This is a genomic window from Limnomicrobium aquaticum (assembly GCF_040545545.1).
Taxonomy (GTDB): Bacteria; Pseudomonadota; Alphaproteobacteria; order Rhizobiales; family Rhizobiaceae; genus Ensifer_A; species Ensifer_A aquaticum.
Genome location: NZ_JBEPMB010000004.1, coordinates 1 through 15,236, shown reverse-complemented (window position 1 = coordinate 15,236; position 15,236 = coordinate 1). Strand labels below are relative to the sequence as shown.

Genomic DNA, 15,236 nt, shown 5'->3' with positions numbered 1-15,236 from the left:
CTTTCAAGGAGATATTTCATGAAAACTTCGACCGTCCTGCGCGCATGCCTGATCTCGGCGCTTCTTGTGACGACAGCTTCCGTTCATGCTCAGACCGCCGCCGTTCCTCCGCTTGCCGACATCGAGAAATCGGCGGAAGCCGGCGATGCCGCCGCGGCGCTTAATGCGGCGCGGGCCTATAACGACGGAGCGGGGGTGACCCGCGACCGAACCAAGGCCCTGCACTTTTTCACGATTGCCGCTGATCGCGGAAATGCCGACGCCATGAAACTTCTTGCAGACGCCTACCAGAACGGCGACGGAGTGACGAAGGACGACAAGAAGGCGTTCGACTATTTCAGCAAGGCCTTCGCAGCCAACGACAAGGATGCAAATTCCGCTGCACAGCTTGGCTACGCCTACAACAACGGCACGGGCGTCGCGAAGGACCAGGCCAAGGCCGTTTCCTATTTCCAGAAGGCCGCAGCGCTCGATGAAAAGAACGCCGACATGCAGGCCATGCTCGGTTACGCCTATTCCGAGGGTTCGGGCGTCACCAAGGATACGACCAAGGCAATAAGCTACTTCGAAAAGGCGCTGGCGCTCAATCCGAAAGACAGCAACGTGATCGCCATGCTGGGCTATGCCTACGATGGGGGCAAGGGCGTCAACAAGGACCGGCAGAAGGCGCTCTCCTATTTCGACAAGGCCGCCGAACTTGATAACCCCGGCGCTCTGGCCATGCTCGGTTACGCCTATAACAACGGCGACGGCGTCAGCAAGGACGCGGCACGCGCCTTCAGCTACTTCCAGCGCGCCATGGCGCAGAACGACAAGGACGCCAATGTCGCGGCCATGCTGGGCTATGCCTACAATGCCGGCGTTGGCGTGGCGCAGGACAGGCAGAAGGCACTGTTCTTCTTTGACAAGGCCGGCGAGCTGGGGAATGCCGGCGCGCTCGCCATGCTGGGCTATGCCTACAACAGTGGCGACGGTGTCGAAAAGAGCCCGGAAAAAGCGGTCGCCTACTTCAAGCGGGCTCTCGATCTGGACAAGACATCGGGCGATGTCGCCACCATGCTGGGCTATGCCTACGCGAATGGGGCGGGCGTGGCGCAAAACGACGCCAAGGCGCTCTCCTATTTCGAAACCGGGTCCAGACTGGGCAATTCCGGCTCCTACGTCATGTTGGGCTACGCTTACACTTACGGCAAGGGCGTCAAGAAGAGCCTGGCCAAAGGCACGTCCTATTTCGAAAAGGGCGCAGCTCTCGGCAACCCCGAAGCCATGACGCTTGCGGCCAACGCCTATGCAAAGGGCGAAGGCGTCAAGGCCGATCCGGCCAAGGCCGCCCGCTACATCGAAGACGCAGCCAAGCTGAAATTCAAAGGCGCCTATGTCATGCTCTATAGCGTGAACAAGAAGCAATTCGTGGCCAAGCTCCAGACCGCATTGCGTGGCGGCGGCTATTACGCGGGCTCTTCCGATGGAGTTGCCGGCAACAACACGCTGCGAGCGCTCCGCAAGTTTTGCGAAGCCAAGAAGCTCGGCAGCACCTGCGCCAACGCCCCGTTCTCGCAAGCCGCCATCGAGGCCTATTCGCCATATCTCTGACAGAGCGGAGCTCCCCGCTCGTCAGGGCGCGCGCCTGGCGGGCAAGGTGCATGAGGCGGGCTTACAAGCTCAGCCGCCCGCGTCGTGACCCGACAGAAAGTCGGAGACCGTCTTCAGGCAGAGTTCCTTTTCCTCGACATGCGGCATATGGCTGGAGTGTTCGAAGAGCACCCAGCGGATATCCGGAACGCGTTCGCGATAGGGGCGCACGACTTCCGGCGTCGCTTCGTCATGGGCGCCGGAAATCAGGAGCGTCGGCGCCTTGATGCGATCGAGCCGGTCCTCGATGGTCCAGTCCTTCATCGTGCCGATGACGTGGAATTCGGTCGGGCCATTCATGTTGCGGTAGACGGTGTTGTCCTCGTCCATGGCGGCGAAGGTGCGCGCAACATCTTCCGGCCAGGGCGTCACACGGCAGACATGCCGGTCGTAGAACACACGGGAGGCCGCGACATAGTCGGGATGCATCAGCGTGCCGGCTTCCTCGTGCGCAAGCAGCGTTTCCTGCACGTCGGCCGGAAGATCGCGGCGCAGGCGGTTTGCTTCCGCCACCCAGGTATGCATGTTGGCGGGTGAATTGGCGATCACCAGCGCCTTCAGGCCCGCCGGCTGGCGCACCGCATGTTCCGCACCCAGCATGCCACCCCAGGACTGGCCGAGGAAGGCATAGCGATCCGCGATGCCGAGATGGCTCAGAAGCGCATCCAGCTCTTCCAGAAACAGCGACACCGTCCAGAACTCCGGACCCCTGTCCGGCAAATGCGTTGATTTGCCATTGCCGAGCTGGTCGTAGTGGATAACGGCGCGTCCATCGAGCGCGGCAATCCCCTTGAAGCTGTCGACATAATCATGCGTGCAGCCGGGACCGCCATGGGCCACGACCAGCGGCAGCCTGCCGCTCTTCAGGTCGCCGGTGACACGATACCAGGTCTGATAATCGCGGAATGGCAGATAGCCTTCACGGGTTTCAACGGACAATTCGGCGCTCCTTGCATGTAACGATCATGGAGCATGACAATAGGCGCAGGACCGCAGGCGTGGCAGCTATCACAACTGATAGGGTAAGATGGGCCTAGCCGCGCGGCTGGTCGAACATGCGCAGATGCGCGGCGCGGGCCACGGCCTGCGTGCGGTTTCGTGCACCGAGCTTGCGGGTCGCGGCGTTGAGATGCATCACGACGGTGGGCACGGAGCGGTCGATCAGGCGGGAAATTTCCTTGGCCGAATAGCCCTCGGCCGAATAGCGCAGGCATTCGCGTTCGCGCATCGTCAGGCGCGGCAGGCCGGAGAGTGCCTGTTCGCGAGCGATGCGCAGCGCTGCGGTGCGCTGAAAGAGATGCGAGATGAGGCTGAAATCGCCCATGCACAGCCGCACGTCGCGTTCAAGCCGGCCCGGATCGCCAGCACGAATGCCGGTCACGGTGGCATAATCGCCACCCGGAAGATGGATCGGCACGGTCACACCCGCTGTCAGCCCGCGCTCCCAGAGAAATTCGGCAACCGGCGCTGTTTCCTCGTTCATGAAGGCATGGATGAGCGTCTGCGCCTTGGGATCGTAATTCCAGAAGAAGGGTGCGGTCGTCCCGAGCGCCACATGCTGCACGGGATCGTGCCGGAAATAGCCGCGGCCGCACCAGTAGTCGCGCATGGTCTCGTCGACATTGCGCAGTTCCAGCACGGTGGGGATCATCAGCTCGCCGCTGAGATCGTAGCGGCCCGGCGTGTAGTCGTAGATCAGCGTATCGAAGCCATAGTCCTGCATGGCCAGGAAAAGTTCATCGATCTGAAGGTCGAGGCTGGTTGCCGCTGCAAACCGCTCTTCGATGCCTGTGACGTCCATGCCAACCTCTGCCGCGCCAAATTTCCAAACCTGCCCCTCGAACGGGTTCACCCTATCACTTCTGATAGCTAGTGTGGAGCCTCAATTGCTCTAGAAATAATCCTGCATAAATGTTGTGCAAATGCGAAGGCGAAATCATGTGGCGCGAAATCGAACCGGACGAGAGGCACGAGCTGACAATCCAGGGCCATCGCGTCGTGGCCTATGTCTTCGGCAAGGGTCCGGAGACCCTGCTCTGCCTGAACGGCGGACCAGGACTGCCCTGCGATTATCTGCGCGAGGCGCATTCCTGTCTGGCGGACAACGGTTACCGGGTCGTCGCCTTCGATCAGCTCGGAACGGGCGCATCCGACCGCCCCGAGGACACAAGCCTGTGGACTATCCAGCGATATGTCGAAGAGACGGAGGCGGTGCGCCAGACGCTCGGACTCGGTCCCGTTCACCTGCTCGGTCATTCATGGGGCGGCTGGCTCGCCATCGATTATGCGCTAACGCATCCTGACGTGATCAAGAGCCTCATCCTCGCAGACACTGTCGCCGACATGCCGCATCTTGTCAGCGAACTGGAGCGGCTGCGCGCTGCGCTCGGGCCTGAAACCGTTGCAATGATGCAGGCGCATGAGGCGGCCGGGACCTACAATCACCCGGAATATCTCGCAGCGGTCACGCTGTTGAACTACCGCCACGTATGCCGCCTGCCGGAATGGCCGGCTCCGGTCAATCGCTCGCTCGAAGACTGGAACATGGGCCCCTACATGACCATGCAGGGACCGAACGAATTCCTCTATATCGGCAACCTGAAGGACTGGAACCGCATCCCCGACCTGCCGAAGATCACCGCCCCCGTCCTGATCGTGGTGGGCGAGCATGACGAACTGACACCGGCCTGTGCGCTGCGGATGAAGAACGCCCTGCCAGACGGCGCGCGGATCAATGTCGTGCGCAACGCCAGCCACATGCCCTTCTATGAAAATCCGCAGGGCTATTACCCGCCGTTGCTCTCCTTCCTCGAGAGTGTGTCGGGCTGATGCTGCATCGCTATCGCTTCATACTGACCAGACCCTTGCAGTTTCTGCCGGTGATCCTCGGCGTTTCCATCATCACTTTCGTTCTGGTCCGGCTGATCCCCGGCGACCCGGCGCGCGTTCTGCTCGGCACCAAGGCAACCCCTGAAGCGATCGCCAATATCCGTTCGCAATTCGGGCTCGATCTGCCGATCTGGCAGCAATATTTCTACTTCGTCAAAAACCTCTTGCATGGCGAAATGGGCCGCTCGATCACCTTCAAGATCGACGTGCTGCAGCTGATCGCCACCCGCATCGAGCCGACCCTGGCGCTGGTGTTTTCCTCGGTGCTTCTGTCCGTGCTGATCGCCGTACCGCTTGCAGCCATCGCCGCACGCCACGAAGGCCGGGTTGTGGATCATGCCGTCCGCGTTGTCTCCACATTCGGCATCGGCTTTCCCTCTTTCTGGCTCGCGCTGATGCTGATCCTGCTCTTCTCGGTCAGCATCCCGCTCTTGCCCGTCTCGGGCTACGGCAACACGCTGTCTGACAAGCTCGTGCATCTCGTGCTGCCGTCGCTCACCATCGCGCTGTCACTCTCCACCGTGCTCATGCGCTCGCTGCGCGCGGCCATGATCGACTGGCTTAAATCGGATGTGGCGACCGCCGCGCGGGCCCGCGGCATGCCCGAAAGCGTCGTCTTCTGGCGCCATGTCGTGCCGAATGCCGTGGTTCCCACGATCAATCTTCTGGCCGTCAATATCGGCTGGCTGATCGGCGGCACCGTCGTGGTCGAAAGCGTCTTCGCTCTCCCGGGCATGGGCCAATTGCTGGTGCGGGCCATCTTCTCGCGCGACTATATGGTGGTTCAGGGCGTGGCGATGGTCTTTGCCTGCGCCACCGTCTTCGTCAACTTCCTGGCCGACATCGCCACCGTCGCTGCAGACCCGCGGGTGAAGCTATGAGCGGCGGCATGGTCAGAACACGAAACGCAACACTTTATGCCGGGCTCGTCATTTTCGTCCTCTTCGTGCTGATGGCGCTGCTGGCACCGCTCGTCGCGCCCTACGATCCGATCTTTCAGGATGCGGCGGCGCGGCTGAAGGGCCCGAGCCTTGCCCACCCCTTCGGCACCGACAATTTCGGCCGCGACATCCTTTCCCGCGTCATCCATTCGGCGCGCATCGATCTGCAGATGGCGTTGATCGGGGTGGCCTTCCCCTTTGCCATCGGCACGGTCATCGGGGCCGTTTCCGGCTACCTCGGCGGCTTCGTCGATGCCGTTCTGATGCGGCTGATCGACGTGATCCTCGCCTTTCCCTTCCTGGTACTGATGCTGTCCATCATCGCCATCCTCGGACCGGGCTTGAGCAGTTTCTATATCGCCATGGCACTGGTCGGCTGGGTGTCCTATGCCCGCCTGATCCGGGCGCAGATCCTCGTGCTCAAGAACAGCGATTATGCGCTGGCCGCCCAGAGCCTCGGCTTCTCGCGCCTGCGCATTCTCTTCCGGCATCTCCTGCCCAATGCGGTCGCCGGCTCCATCGTCTTCTCCATGTCCGACGTGGTTCTCGTTCTGCTCTCGGGCGCGGCGATCAGCTATCTCGGCCTCGGCGTTCAGCCGCCGACTGCCGAATGGGGCGTCATGGTCGCGGAAGGCCAGAGCTTCGTCACACAGGCTTGGTGGATCACGCTGTTTCCGGGCCTTTCCATCGTCGTGCTCGCCTTCGGCTTTTCCCTCATCGGTGACGGGCTTGCCGAGCGGCTGGGAGTGAACGGATGATGATGCAAACCTCCGCCCCGGAATTCACTCAGCCACCGCTTCTTGCCGTCCGCGATCTCATCGTCACCGTCGATGCGCCGGAAGGCGCGCGCGTCCTTCTCGACCGCGTGTCCATCGATGTCGCCCGTGGCGAAGTGCTCGGTCTCGTCGGCGAAAGCGGCTCGGGCAAGAGCCTGCTCTGCCGCACGCTGGTCGGACTGATGCCGTCGCGCGCCATTCGCCTGACCGGCGGCTCGATCCTGCTCGACGGTCAGGAGATTGCCGGCGCGGACGAGACGGCGCTGCAAGCCATTCGCGGCGCGCGCATCGGCATGATCTTCCAGAACCCGACGAGCCATCTCGACTCGGTCATGCGCATCGGCGATCAGATCGTCGAGGGCATTGTCTATCATCAGCAGCTTTCGCGCGACGCGGCGAAATCGCTGGCGCTCGACATCATGGGCCAGGTCGGCTTCACCGATCCGCCGCGCCAGTTTTCAAGCTACGCACATGAGTTTTCGGGCGGCATGCGGCAACGGGCGATGATCGCCATTGCGCTTGCCTGCAACCCGGAAATCCTGATCGCCGACGAGCCGACAACGGCGCTCGACGTGACGATCCAGGCGCAGATCCTGCATCTCCTGCTCGACCTGCGCGTCAAGCGCAGCCTCTCGATCATTCTCGTGACGCATGATCTCGGCGTCGTCGCCCAGACCTGCGACCGTATCGCCGTCATGCGCCATGGCCGCATCGTCGAAACCGGCGAGAAACGACAGATCCTGAAAGCACCGCAGGCAGACTATACGAAGACGCTGATTTCCAGCCACCCCTCCATGCCCGTGGAACAGGAGTTGGCAACGGCCGCGCCTGTCGAAAGGCCGGCGGACGTTCGTCCGCTGATCGAGATCGACGATCTTGCCGTGCGGTTTCCAACCGGGGGCGGACTGTTTTCGAAGCGCAAGCATTTCAGCGCCGTCGACGGCGTGTCGCTGCAGATCTGGCCGGGCGAAACAGTCGGTATCGTTGGCGAAAGCGGCTCGGGCAAGTCGACGCTGGCGCGGGCCATGCTCGGCCTGACGCCGGCCTCGGCCGGCCATGTCAGCTTCCATGGCGCAAGCCTCCGCCTCCATCGGACAGAGGCGCTGCTGGCGCTGAGATCCGAGGCGGCGATGGTCTTCCAGGACCCCTACAATTCACTGAACCCGCGCATGACGATCGGTGAGACGCTGTCCGAAGTCCTCTCGGTCCAGAAGAAGATCCCCGCCGCCCGGATCCCGGAACGCGTGAGCGAGCTTCTCGATCTCGTCGAGCTTGAGCGCAGTTTCGCCACGCGCAAGCCGCGCACGATGAGTGGCGGCCAGTGCCAGCGCGCCGGCATTGCGCGGGCGCTTGCCATCGACCCGCGCGTCATCGTCGCCGACGAATGCATCGCAGCACTCGATGTCACGATCCAGGCGCAGATCGTCGCCCTCTTCCGCAAGCTGGTTGCGACCATGGACCTGACGCTGGTCTTCATCGCCCATGACCTGCCGGTCGTGCGCTCGCTCTGCCAGCGCGTCATCGTCATGCATCACGGACGCATCGTGGAGGAAGGCCGCTCGGAAGACGTCTTCGCCAACCCGCGCGAGGCCTATACCGCCGGCCTCATCGAAGCCATTCCCGACATCGACCCGGACAGGCCGCTGTCGCAACGCTCCAACCATAAATAACCACCAGAGGATCGAAACCATCATGTTGAAGATGAAGAAAGCCAAAATCGCCGCCTTCGCGGCCATCCTGTCCCTTTCGGCCTCCTATGCGGAAGCCGCAGGCGTGCTCACCATCGGCCGCAACGAGGATTCCACGACCTTCGACCCGATCAAGTCGGCGCAGAATGTCGACAACTGGGTCTTCTCCAACGTCTTCGACGTGCTCGTCCGCGTCGATGCCACAGGCACCAAGCTCGTGCCCGGCCTGGCCGAAAGCTGGACCGTCTCCGACGACGGCCTGACCTATACATTCAAGCTGCGTGACGCCAAGTTCTCCGATGGCAGCCCGGTCACGGCCGGCGACGCCGCCTTCTCGCTGACCCGCATCCGCGACGACAAGGGCTCGCTCTGGGCCGACAGCTTCAAGATCATCGATACGGCTACGGCTGCCGACGACAAGACGCTCATCGTCAAGCTGAAGAGCAAGTCGGTTCCCTTCATTTCGATGATGGCGCTGCCGAATGCCTCGGTCCTGCCGAAGAAGGTCGTCGAGGCCAATCCCGACGCCTTTGCCGAAAAGCCGATCGGGTCCGGCGCGTTCTCCGTTGTCGACTGGAAGCGCGGCGACCGTATCATTCTGAAGAAGAACCCGAACTATTGGGACGCCGGCCATGTCAGCCTTGACGGCGTGGAATGGATCGTCATCCCAGACGACAATACTCGCATGCTGAACGTCCAGACCGGCCAGATTGACGTCGCGATCACCGTTCCCTTCTCGCGCGTGGCCGAGATGAAGAAGAATCCGGATCTCACGGTGCGCATGGACCCGTCGACGCGCGAGGATCATCTGCTGATCAACCACGAGCACGGCGCGCTCGCCAAGAAGGAAGTGCGCGAGGCGCTCGATCTTGCCATCGACAAGAAGGCGATCGTGGAAGCGGCCACCTTCGGCCTCGGCGAAGTCGCCAATTCCTATATCCCGAAGGGCGCTCTCTACCATTATGACGACAATCTCCAGCGTCCTTACGATCCGGAAAAGGCCAAGCAGATGCTGAAAGCTGCTGGCGCGGAAGGCCTGACGCTCAACTATGTCGTCAATGCAGGCAAGGAGACAGACGAGCAGATCGCCGTTCTTCTCCAGCAACAGCTTGCCAGGGCCGGTGTGACCGCCAATCTCCAGAAGGTCGATCCCAGTCAGAGCTGGGACATGCTGATCGCCGGTAACTACGATATCTCGGTCATGTACTGGACGAACGACATTCTCGACCCCGACCAGAAGACGACCTTCGTGCTCGGCCACGACACGAACATGAACTACATGACGCGCTACAAGAACGACAAGGTGAAGGATCTGGTCGCCGCCGCGCGTCTCGAAACGGACCCGGCCAAGCGCGAGGCCATGTATGTCGATCTCCAGAAGATGGCGAAGGCCGACGTCAACTGGATCGACCTCTACTACAGCCCCTATATCAACGTGATGCGCAAGAACGTCACGAACTTCTACCAGAACCCGCTCGGCCGCTTCTTCCTGGAAGACACCGTGAAGAACTGAGCCACAGCAAAAGATCGCCCGCGGAGCATTTGCATTTCCGCGGGCGACACCAGCTACACGAGCTACTTCAGCAAAATCCGATATCTTAAAGACGGTTTTAAAACGCAAAGAGTTCCCCGACCTATTGATCCACGCGCGAAAGCCCGCTGGTTTGACCGAGCGGGCTTTTTGGTATGGTTTTGATGTTCGGTTGCGGGGGCCTTATGGCGCAGAGACTTGTCAATTCAGCATGCTTTCGAGCCATCCTAGCCGCGGTGGTGCAACAGGGTGAGACCGAAGACAACAAGGCCCAGCAACGTGACGGCAAACCCTGCCCAGGCGGCGGACAGGAGTCCGTAGCCGGCTCCGACCGCGACACTGCCTGCCCAAGCGCCGATGGCATTTGCGACATTGAGCGAAGCCAGATTCATCGCACCCATCAGGCTCGGGGCTTCCGGTGCGAAGTTCGTCAGCCGTACCTGGATGGTCGGGATCGCCGCCATCATGGCCGCACCGACGCCGAACATGGCAGGGAAGAAGACTGCAGGATATGTGCCACCGAGCGCCAGTGCAGCAAGGATAACGAGAGTGCTACCAAAGCCAAGGACGATGCCGCGGGCGGGATAGCGATCGGCGAGCTTGCCACCGTAGATGTTGCCCGCCGTCATGCCGATGCCGAACAGTGCCAGAGCAACCGGGATCACTTCAGGCGACAGCTTGACGACATCGGTGACCAGCGGTGCGATGAAGGTGTAGACGGCGAAGATGCTGGCGATGCCGAGTGCTGCCACAATCATCACGCCCCAGACCTGCGGCTTGCGAATCGAGGAGACTTCCTGAATGACCGGAACACCGTCAAGCGCCTTGGTGCGCGGCACCCATTGGAAGATTGCGCCGAAGGCAAGAAGCGAGAAGGCTGCGACCGCGAGATAGGTTTCGCGCCAGCCGATCGTCTGCCCGAGGAATGTTGCCAGAGGCGACCCGAAGATGGTCGCGACAGTAAGCCCGGTCATGACAATGGCGAAAGCCTTGCCGGCCTGTCCCGGTCCGACGATATAGGAGGCGACGACAGCACCAGCCCCGAAATAAGCGCCCTGTGGCATGCCGCTGATAAAACGGGCGACCATGAAGAAACCAAGGTTCGTGGCCATGGCCGAGAGCACGTTGCCGGCGATGAACAGGCCCATCAGAGCCAGAAGCAGCGTGCGGCGATTGAGGCGGGCTGCCGCCAGCGTCACAAGCGGTGCCCCAATGACGACACCAAATGCGTAAGCTGCGATCGCGCTGGTCGCGTCGGGAATGCTGACGCCGAGGCTCTTCGAGAAGAGCTGAATGATGCCCATGCTGGCAAACTCAGAAGTTCCGATCGAAAAGCTGCCGAGCGCCAAGGCCAGCAGGGTCAGATTGCGGGAGCGCGCGTGATCGGTCGGAACCTGCACGTCGATGTTCGCTTGCGAAACGATTTCCATGATGATGATCCTTTCCAAAACCGTATGGGGAACAGTCTCTTGCGGAACTCGTGTCCGGCTGCTGCTCTGAGAATTAGATCTCACATTGGACGCGTGATCAGTAGACTGAGCTTGTTCCCAGCATTTGAGAAAGCGTTTCACAGGAACAGTCTGGCGAGGCTCACGGCGGAGTGAACCGGGCACGCGCCTCTGAAGGATACGCGCAGAAGCCGCGCAATCGGACGATTGCGCGGCTTCTGATGAAGGCGTTGAATGGCTGACGGCTCAGACGCCAATTGCCGGGAAATCCGTGTATCCCTGCGCGCCGCCGCCATAATAGGCGCTCTGGGGGGCATCATGGAGCGGTGCATCCTTGCGAAGCCGTTCCACAAGATCGGGATTCCCGATAAAGGCACGTCCAAACGAAACCATATCCGCGTAGCCCGATGCAACAGCAGCGTGCGCCATGTCCCGGTTGTAACCGTTATTGGCGATGTAGCTACCGCCGAAGCCTTCGTGCAATGCCTTGAAGTCAAGTGCCGAGGCCCCATTGGCATCACGAAGTTGCCCCTCGACAGCGTGGAGATAGGCAAGCCTCAGCTGGCCGAGTTGCCGGGCAAAATAGCCGTAAGTCGCCTGCGGATCGCTATCGAGCGGCGTGTTGCCAATGGCGGTTGAGAGCGGGGAGATGCGCACGCCGACGCGGCCTGCGCCCCAGATCTCGGCAACAGCCGTGACGACTTCGATGGGAAAGCGCGCCCGATTTTCCACGGACCCGCCATAGAAGTCCGTCCGGTGATTGGTGCTGTCACGCAGGAACTGGTCGAGCAGATAGCCGTTGGCTGCATGAACCTCCACGCCATCGAAGCCGGCCGCTTTTGCCAGTCGGGCAGCGCGGCGATAATCCTCGAGCAGGCCGGGGAGTTCGGCGGTTTCCAATGCACGGGGCATCGAGGGCGCTTCGTTCCCGGCAAGGGTGTAAACCGTCCCACCGGCGGGGATCGCAGAGGGCGCAACCGGCGACGCACCATTCTCCTGCAGGCTGCTGTGGGACACGCGACCGACGTGCCAGAGCTGAACGACGATCTTCCCGCCTTCCGCGTGAACGGCGTCGGTCACGCCACGCCACGCCTCTGCCTGAGCATCCGTGTAGATACCGGGCGTGTAGGCATAGCCTCGTCCCTGGCGCGAAATATTGGTTGCTTCGGTGATGATGAGACCCGCCGACGCACGTTGCCGGTAGTAATCGATCGCAAGCGGCGTGTGCACGCCATCCATTCCCGCCCGCGAGCGGGTGAGCGGTGCCATTGCGACGCGGTTGGAAACCTCGATATCGCCGATGAAGGCGGGCTTGAACAAATCCATTCCATGAATGTCGGACATTGCAGCGTTCCTTTCCTTTTGCGATTTCGGGCCAGCATCGCCTTTCTCCGGCTTGGCTTGCCCTCGAGAGTTAGATCGCACAATGCCGCGCTGCGGATTAGACCCTTCCTCTTCACTGGATTTGATAGTCGAGTTCACATATCGCGCGACGAAGCGGCGAAGATTCGCTAAATACTATTGACTTCGATGAACTTGGCTCACAGGTGTGGCAATGGATAATCGCGCAGGCGAAATGATGGTGTTCGTTCGGGTGGTGGAGGCGGGAAGCTTTTCCGAGGCTGCGCGGCTCATGCTGATGACGCCATCGACGGTGTCGAAACTGATAGCCCGCCTGGAATCCCGGCTGGGAGTCCGGCTGATCGAGCGTTCGACGCGGCGGCTGGCCCTGACCGAAGAAGGACAGTTCTATTATGAGCGCAGCCAGGCGCTGCTCTCCCAGCTCGACGAGACCGAGCAGCAGATCGCACAAGGGGGAGCCGAGGCCGAAGGCGTCGTCCGCATCACGTCCTCGGTGAGCTTCGGCACGACGGCCGTGGAGCCCATCCTGCCGGCCTTCTTCGAAGCCTATCCCAATGTCATCGTGGATCTTTCGCTCTCGGACGAGGTGGTCGATCTCTATCTCGACCGCACGGATATCGCGATCCGCGTCGGCAAGCTTCCCGATTCCAACCTGATGGCACGCAAAATCGGCGAGACCAGACGCTGCATCGTCGCTTCACCCGCTTATCTGGAACGCCACGGGACGCCAACAACGCCGGAAGAGCTCGTGCATCACAATTGCCTCGGCTTCAATTTCCGCCGGGCCATGCCCGTCTGGCCGATGCGGGAGGGTGGACGGATTGTCGAGCGCATGCTGAGCGGATCGTTGCTGGTCAACAATGGTGACACCTTGCGCAGGATGGCGATTGCCGGCGTCGGCATCATCCGCCTTGCCGACTATCATCTGCGCGGGCCGATCGAGCGTGGCGAACTCGTCGAGCTTCTGGCAGACAGCGATATCGGCGTCGTGGATGAAGTCCACGCCCTTTATCGCAATTCGCAATTCCTCCCAGCCCGCGTCCGCGCCTTCCTCGATTTTGCTGTTCCTCGAATGCAGAAGTTCCTGCAGCCGCGTTGAACGACGAGGACGACCGGGACATGATGGTGCCCCGTTCTGCTTCAGCCCTGCAATCGGCGGTCAGTCTTCGATCGGAAGCGGCGCTGCCGGATTGACGAGACCGCCATCCCGCAACTCGCGCCAGAAATCCGCCGGGATGCTTTCCCGCAGTGCGGACCCGTCCTCGGCGATCCGGGCGGGACGGCTTGCGCCCGGAATGACCGCTGCAACCGCCGGGTTGGCAAGCGCAAACTGAAGCCCTGCAGCCTTCATCGAAATCCCGTAGCGATCGGCAATTGCCTTGATGGCGGCAACCTTGGCGAGGATTTCTCGCGTCGCCGGCGCATATTCGAAGTTCGGGCCGCCGACGAGTGCGCCCGAGCTGTAAGGACCGCCTGCGACGATCCCAAGCCCACGCTCGGCCACAGTCGGCATGACGCGCTGCAGGGCGCGGTCGTGATCGAGGAGCGAATACCGCCCGGCCAGCAGGAAACCGTCCGGTCGAGGCTCATCCAGCGCCAGCAACAGTTCGATCGGCTCGACCTTGTTGACGCCAAGCCCCCAGGCCTTGATCACGCCTTCGTCGCGCATGCGGTCGAGAGCGCGGAATGCGCCCTTGCGCGCCTCTTCGAACTTGCAGAGCCACTCGTCCCCGTAAAAATCCTGCGCGATGTCATGGACCCAGGCGATATCGATATAGTCAGTCTTGAGGCGCTTCAGGCTGTCTTCGATCGAGCGGTAGGTCGCGTCCTCGGTGTAATCGTTGACGATCTTGTTGGGGAGGCCATGCTTGAACACGTCGCCCTTCTCGCCGAGATCACGGGCGCCGATATCTTCAACCTCGTCGAGGATCAGGCGGCCGACCTTCGTGCTGACCACATACTGGTCACGCGGCTTGTCCGCGAGCGCCTTTCCCATACGGATTTCGGCGAGACCCGCGCCATAGAACGGTGCATTGTCGTAATAGCGGATGCCGTCTTCCCATGCAGCCGCGACTGTAGCCAGCGCTTCCTCGTCGGGAATGTCACGAAACATGTTGCCGAGCGGCGCTGCGCCAAAGCCGAGCTTGCCGGGCAGAATATCATTGAGAGCCATCGTCCTATCCTTCCGTGTCGAGATGGTTGAAACAGGTCCGTTCCTGTTGACCAAGAAGATGGAGGAAGCAGCGCCAGACCGGTAGCCGGCGCGTATTCGCAGCATCTTCGAAGGAAATTCACAAATCTCACTGTCAGCAATAATGCTCTTGAAGTCATTCGGCTTTTGGAATAGTCGGAATCACTGTGAGAAATTAAAGGTTTCACGTGGTCCGGGGATGTCAGCCTCCGGACAGTCCGTTCACGGCCCAAAGCGGAAATTATTTCTGGCTTGGAAAATGTCGCCAGGTGCTGAGCCTGGGCCTGATAGTGCAGAGACTTGCAAATTTGGGCCATTTTTCAAGCTTCTTCCTGCGAAGACTGGATTCCCAGCTAGGAAAATGGGCTTATTTCAGGCCTTCGAAAAAGGCTTCGCTATCAGGAAAGCCTAAATGCAGGCAGGACAGTCAGGTAAGACATTCAAGCAGACAATTTTGTGCCCTGCGTTAGATTGGGGTTACACGCTGACCGTTGGCAAGGAATCGACGTTTCAAGCTGGCGCGAACAGGATTATCCGCGAAACGGAAATAATTTCCGCTTCGCCCCTATGCTGCCCAACGACGGTAAGAGTTTGCCGACAAGCCGTGTCGCCACAATCATTTGCTGCGGCACCGACAAATCTAAGCTAACCGAATTATAGACACGGCCATCCGCGGACATGCAGAGCGTGGCACGGGCATCCTCAACAATGAGACGTATATCGGAAGGCTGGTCTGGAACAAACGCAATTACCGGAAGAACCCGGACACGGAGCGGCG

Annotated in this window: 13 protein-coding genes; 7 read left to right on the top strand and 6 right to left on the bottom strand. The window is 61.0% G+C overall.

Features of this window, described 5'->3' with window-relative positions:
- Positions 1–18 precede the first annotated feature (18 nt).
- Positions 19–1,593 carry a putative peptidoglycan binding domain-containing protein gene (locus tag ABID16_RS13620; RefSeq protein WP_354556903.1) on the top strand — a complete coding sequence of 525 codons (1,575 nt, stop codon included), beginning with the start codon at positions 19–21 and terminating at the stop codon, positions 1,591–1,593.
- Between the two features lie 69 nt (positions 1,594–1,662).
- Here ABID16_RS13620 and ABID16_RS13615 read toward each other — a convergent pair whose 3' ends face one another.
- Positions 1,663–2,571, bottom strand: coding sequence for a proline iminopeptidase-family hydrolase (locus ABID16_RS13615; RefSeq protein ID WP_354556902.1), 909 nt, complete (start codon positions 2,569–2,571; stop codon positions 1,663–1,665).
- Positions 2,572–2,665: 94 nt separating this feature from the next.
- Complete coding sequence (locus ABID16_RS13610; protein ID WP_354556901.1) at positions 2,666–3,433, bottom strand: LuxR family transcriptional regulator; 768 nt, start codon at positions 3,431–3,433, stop codon at positions 2,666–2,668.
- Between the two features lie 137 nt (positions 3,434–3,570).
- On the opposite strand from ABID16_RS13610, the gene ABID16_RS13605 reads away from it, so the two are divergent.
- Genes ABID16_RS13605 through ABID16_RS13585 form a run of 5 tightly spaced genes read left to right on the top strand, consistent with a single transcriptional unit; the run spans position 3,571 to position 9,439 of the window.
- A complete protein-coding gene (locus ABID16_RS13605) occupies positions 3,571–4,461 on the top strand; it encodes a proline iminopeptidase-family hydrolase (protein ID WP_354556900.1) in 891 nt (296 codons plus the stop codon).
- Positions 4,462–4,463: 2 nt separating this feature from the next.
- Positions 4,464–5,402, top strand: a complete 939-nt coding sequence (locus ABID16_RS13600; RefSeq protein ID WP_354557239.1) for an ABC transporter permease — start codon at positions 4,464–4,466, stop codon at positions 5,400–5,402.
- Between the two features lie 8 nt (positions 5,403–5,410).
- A complete protein-coding gene (locus ABID16_RS13595; protein ID WP_354556899.1) occupies positions 5,411–6,220 on the top strand; it encodes an ABC transporter permease in 810 nt (269 codons plus the stop codon).
- A 2-nt stretch (positions 6,221–6,222) separates the two neighbouring features.
- Positions 6,223–7,908 (top strand): dipeptide ABC transporter ATP-binding protein, encoded by a 1,686-nt coding sequence (locus ABID16_RS13590; RefSeq protein WP_354557238.1) that lies wholly within the window; start codon positions 6,223–6,225, stop codon positions 7,906–7,908.
- Between the two features lie 22 nt (positions 7,909–7,930).
- On the top strand, positions 7,931–9,439 hold the full coding sequence (locus ABID16_RS13585) for an ABC transporter substrate-binding protein (RefSeq protein WP_354556898.1): 1,509 nt from the start codon (positions 7,931–7,933) through the stop codon (positions 9,437–9,439).
- Between the two features lie 245 nt (positions 9,440–9,684).
- Here the strand turns inward: ABID16_RS13585 and ABID16_RS13580 are convergent, their stop codons facing one another.
- Together ABID16_RS13580 and ABID16_RS13575 are read right to left on the bottom strand one after the other, a co-directional pair.
- On the bottom strand, positions 9,685–10,887 hold the full coding sequence (locus ABID16_RS13580; protein ID WP_354556897.1) for an MFS transporter: 1,203 nt from the start codon (positions 10,885–10,887) through the stop codon (positions 9,685–9,687).
- A gap of 264 nt (positions 10,888–11,151) precedes the next feature.
- The gene (locus ABID16_RS13575) at positions 11,152–12,249 is read right to left on the bottom strand and encodes an alkene reductase (RefSeq protein WP_354556896.1); all 1,098 of its coding nucleotides are present in this window, start codon (positions 12,247–12,249) and stop codon (positions 11,152–11,154) included.
- 211 nt (positions 12,250–12,460) lie between these two features.
- On the opposite strand from ABID16_RS13575, the gene ABID16_RS13570 reads away from it, so the two are divergent.
- The gene (locus ABID16_RS13570; RefSeq protein WP_354556895.1) at positions 12,461–13,366 is read left to right on the top strand and encodes a LysR family transcriptional regulator; all 906 of its coding nucleotides are present in this window, start codon (positions 12,461–12,463) and stop codon (positions 13,364–13,366) included.
- Between the two features lie 60 nt (positions 13,367–13,426).
- Here ABID16_RS13570 and ABID16_RS13565 read toward each other — a convergent pair whose 3' ends face one another.
- Together ABID16_RS13565 and ABID16_RS13560 are read right to left on the bottom strand one after the other, a co-directional pair.
- On the bottom strand, positions 13,427–14,440 hold the full coding sequence (locus ABID16_RS13565) for an aldo/keto reductase (protein WP_354556894.1): 1,014 nt from the start codon (positions 14,438–14,440) through the stop codon (positions 13,427–13,429).
- 548 nt (positions 14,441–14,988) lie between these two features.
- A partial coding sequence (locus ABID16_RS13560; protein WP_354556893.1) for a hypothetical protein occupies positions 14,989–15,236 on the bottom strand: 248 nt, incomplete at its 5' end.

Coding starts and splice junctions, on each gene's coding strand:
- ABID16_RS13585 (WP_354556898.1), top strand. CDS start 7,931: ATGTTGAAGATGAAGAAAGCCAAAATCGCCGCCTTCGCGGCCATCCTG.
- ABID16_RS13605 (WP_354556900.1), top strand. CDS start 3,571: ATGTGGCGCGAAATCGAACCGGACGAGAGGCACGAGCTGACAATCCAG.
- ABID16_RS13590 (WP_354557238.1), top strand. CDS start 6,223: ATGCAAACCTCCGCCCCGGAATTCACTCAGCCACCGCTTCTTGCCGTC.
- ABID16_RS13570 (WP_354556895.1), top strand. CDS start 12,461: ATGGATAATCGCGCAGGCGAAATGATGGTGTTCGTTCGGGTGGTGGAG.
- ABID16_RS13620 (WP_354556903.1), top strand. CDS start 19: ATGAAAACTTCGACCGTCCTGCGCGCATGCCTGATCTCGGCGCTTCTT.
- ABID16_RS13595 (WP_354556899.1), top strand. CDS start 5,411: ATGGTCAGAACACGAAACGCAACACTTTATGCCGGGCTCGTCATTTTC.
- ABID16_RS13580 (WP_354556897.1), bottom strand. CDS start 10,887: ATGGAAATCGTTTCGCAAGCGAACATCGACGTGCAGGTTCCGACCGAT.
- ABID16_RS13565 (WP_354556894.1), bottom strand. CDS start 14,440: ATGGCTCTCAATGATATTCTGCCCGGCAAGCTCGGCTTTGGCGCAGCG.
- ABID16_RS13575 (WP_354556896.1), bottom strand. CDS start 12,249: ATGTCCGACATTCATGGAATGGATTTGTTCAAGCCCGCCTTCATCGGC.
- ABID16_RS13610 (WP_354556901.1), bottom strand. CDS start 3,433: ATGGACGTCACAGGCATCGAAGAGCGGTTTGCAGCGGCAACCAGCCTC.